4 protein-coding genes are annotated in these 2,979 nt (G+C 74.0%); 2 read left to right on the plus strand and 2 right to left on the minus strand.

The features are described from left to right. The coding region (locus AWW66_RS31810; RefSeq protein WP_211272171.1) for a nitrilase-related carbon-nitrogen hydrolase at window positions 1-346 on the plus strand (346 nt) is incomplete at its 5' end. Here AWW66_RS31810 and AWW66_RS31815 read toward each other — a convergent pair. Continuing rightward, a complete protein-coding gene (locus tag AWW66_RS31815; protein WP_067374441.1) occupies window positions 336-737 on the minus strand; it encodes a GNAT family N-acetyltransferase in 402 nt (133 codons plus the stop codon). The genes AWW66_RS31810 and AWW66_RS31815 overlap by 11 nt on opposite strands. Next, window positions 734-2,008: an adenylosuccinate lyase gene (purB, locus tag AWW66_RS31820; protein ID WP_083979299.1), complete on the minus strand. Its 1,275-nt coding sequence runs from the start codon at window positions 2,006-2,008 to the stop codon at window positions 734-736. The genes AWW66_RS31815 and purB overlap by 4 nt, the downstream gene beginning before the upstream one ends. Window positions 2,009-2,324: 316 nt before the next feature. On the opposite strand from purB, the gene AWW66_RS31825 reads away from it, so the two are divergent. Next, window positions 2,325-2,979 (plus strand): amidase family protein (locus AWW66_RS31825; protein ID WP_245648582.1); only part of this gene is annotated, 655 nt, incomplete at its 3' end.

Here is a 2,979-nt window from a genome sequence, read left to right on the forward strand (position 1 = left end):
CTCGGCCGGCGCGGCGGGGGTGAACCTGCTGGTCACCCCCCGGGCGACCTCGGCCGGGTGGACCGAGCGGTGGCTGGTGGCGGGGCGGGCGGCGGCGCTGTCCGGCGGGACGTTCTCACTGTCGGCGAACCGGTCGGCGGGCGCGGCGCCGGCCGAGCGCGGGTTCGGCGGGTGCGGGTGGATCATCGACCCGGAGGGCGCCGTGCTGGCCCGCACGGACCGGTCGAACCCGGTCGCGACCCGGGAGATCGACCTGGCCGCGGCGACGCGGGCCCGGTCGACCTACCCCCGTAACCTGGTCGGACCGGGCCGGCCGGACACCGCGTCGTCCCCGGTCAGGGGTTGAGCACCCAGGCCGAGGGGTGCTGGGTGAAGCCGATGTGCGGGTAGTACTCGGCGGCGGCGGGGGCGGAGAGCAGCACCAGCTTGGCCAGCGGAGCCTCCTGGCGGGTGGCGTCGATCAGCGCCCGGCCGACCCCCCGCCGCTGGTACTCGGCCCGGACCGCGAGATCCGACAGGTACGTGACGTAGGAGAAGTCGGAGATGCTGCGGGAGATCCCGACGAGCTGCCCGTCGACCCGGCACACCAGGACCAGGTTGGCGTTGCGCACCATGTCGGCGAAGCGCTCCGTCTGCTCCACCGGGCGTCGCTCGCCGAGCCCGGAGGAGTCGTAGAGGTCACGCACCTCGGCCATGTCCAGGTCGGCGCCGTTGATCCGTTCGGTCTTCCAGGTCATCGCAGGGACTCCAATCGCTTGCGGATCACAGTGTGGTGGGTGAGGAACCGGCGCGGGTCCAGCGGGCCCACGTCGAGCCCGGCGGCGCCGAGGGCGGTACCGAAGTCCTCGCCGGAGGCGACGGTGTGGTTGGCGGCGGCCTGCACCAGACGGTACGCCTTCTCCCGCTCGACGCCCTGTTCCAGCAGGTCGGCCAGGACGACGGAGCTGTACACCAGCCCGTGGGTGGCGTCCACCGCGGCGCGCATCCGCTCCGGGAAGACCGTCATCCGCTCGATCAGGTCGGCGGCGGCGGTGGCCTGGTAGTGGGCGACGGTGAGCGCGTCGGGCAGCACGACCCGCTCGACCGGGGAGTGCGCCAGGTCCCGTTCGTGCCAGAGCGCGACGTCCTCCAGCACGGCGCCGACGTGGCCGCGCAGGATGCGGGCGAGCCCGGTCAGCCGTTCGCAGGTGGTCGGGTTGCGCTTGTGCGGCATCGCGCTCGACCCCTGGTACGCCACGGTGCGGGGTTCCTCCACCTCGCGGACCTCGGTGCGTTGCAGCATCCGCAGCTCGACCGCGATCTGCTCGACGCACGCGCCGAGGGTGGCCAGCGCCTGCACCAGTTGCGCGTGCCGGTCCCGGGCCACCACCTGGCTGGGCGCCGGCTCGACGCCGAGGCCGAGCGCGTCGCAGACGTACCGCTCGACCCGGGGGTCGATCAGCGCGTACGTGCCGACGGAGCCGGAGATGGTGCCGACCGCGACCGCCTCGCGGGCCGCGCGCAGCCGGCGCACGCTGCGGTCCACGGCGAAGGCGAAGGTGGCGAGCTTGTGCCCGAAGGTGGTGGGCTCGGCGTGGATGCCGTGGGTACGGCCGATGCAGACGGTGTCCCAGTGTTCGACGGCCCGCTCGGTCAGCGCCGCGCGCAGCCGGGTGGCCGCCGTGAGCACCAGGTCGGTCGCGCGGGCCAGGGTGTGCCCGAGCGCGGTGTCGACCAGGTCGTAGCTGGTCATCCCGAGGTGGACCCAGCGGGCCGACTCCTCGGGCAGGCCGGCGCAGTACGCGGCGAGGAAGGCGAGGATCTCGTGGTCCCGCTCACGCTCCTGCTGCGCGACCGCCGCGGCCGAGGGGGCGGGGGCCTGGCGGATGTCGGCCAGGGCCTCGGCCGGGACCCGGCCGAGCCGGGCCTGCCCCTCGGTGGCGAGCACCTCGACCCTCGTCCAGGTGCGGTACTTGGCGTCGTCGGTCCACAGGGCGTGCATCTCGGGCAGCGTATAACGGGGAATCATTCCGGCACCTCTCGATTGCCTGGGCACCTCTCCAATTTCTGCGGGCGGGAATTCACGCCGACGCAGAACGCGCTCATGCTATCAACGCGGTTCGGTCGGGAACCGCGCGGAGCGGAAAACTCTGTCGCCGTTACACATTCACCAGCCAGCCGTTCCACCGGAGTTTCATCGGTGTTGCCTGACCGCACGACAACGGCTTCGTAGCCTGTTGCCGCGCCGCAACGGCCGCCGGTGGAAGGAATGCCCGTTGACGTTCCTCAGCATCAAGCAGACCAGACAACTGCTCCGTGACGGCGGGTCCACGGTCCTCGACCAGGTGACCGCCGCCCTGAAGGCCATCGCCGAGCGCGATCCGGCCCTGCGTGCCTTCGTCGCGGTCGCCCAGGACGCGGCGCTGCGCGACGCGGAGGCCGCCGACCTGCTGATCCGGCGGGCCGGCCCGGCGGCCTGGCAGGACCGGCCGCTGCTCGGGGTCACGGTGGCGGTGAAGGACCTGATCCAGACCACCGACCTGGCCACCACCCGGGGCTCCCTGCTGGTCAACGACCGGCCCCGGCGCGACGCCCCCGCCGTGGCCCGGCTGCGCGCCGCCGGCGCCGTGGTGATCGGCAAGACCACCACCTCCGAGTACGGCTGGAGCGCGAGCACGGTGAGCCGGGTGGCGCCGCCGACCCGCAACCCGTGGGACCCCGAGCGCACCGCCGGCGGCTCCAGCGGCGGTTCGGCCGCCGCGGTCGCCGCCGGGCTGTGCACGGTGGCGCTCGGCACCGACGGGGCCGGGTCGATCCGGATCCCGGCGGCGTTCTGCGGGGTGGTGGGGTACAAGCCCTCCTTCGCCCGGATCCCGTACGTGCCGCCGTGCGCCGACCGGCTGTCGCACCTGGGCCCGTTCGGGCGGTCGGTGGCCGACGTGGCCGCCGCCGCGGCGGTGGCCACCGGGGCCGACCCCGGTGACCCGGACTCCGCCGCCG

The sequence above is a fragment of the Micromonospora rosaria genome (genome assembly GCF_001567585.1).
Lineage (GTDB): Bacteria > Actinomycetota > Actinomycetes > Mycobacteriales > Micromonosporaceae > Micromonospora > Micromonospora rosaria.

Excerpts from the sequence above, each read along its gene's own strand:
- purB (WP_083979299.1), bottom strand. The coding sequence starts at position 2,008 with ATGATTCCCCGTTATACGCTGCCCGAGATGCACGCCCTGTGGACCGAC.
- AWW66_RS31815 (WP_067374441.1), bottom strand. The coding sequence starts at position 737 with ATGACCTGGAAGACCGAACGGATCAACGGCGCCGACCTGGACATGGCC.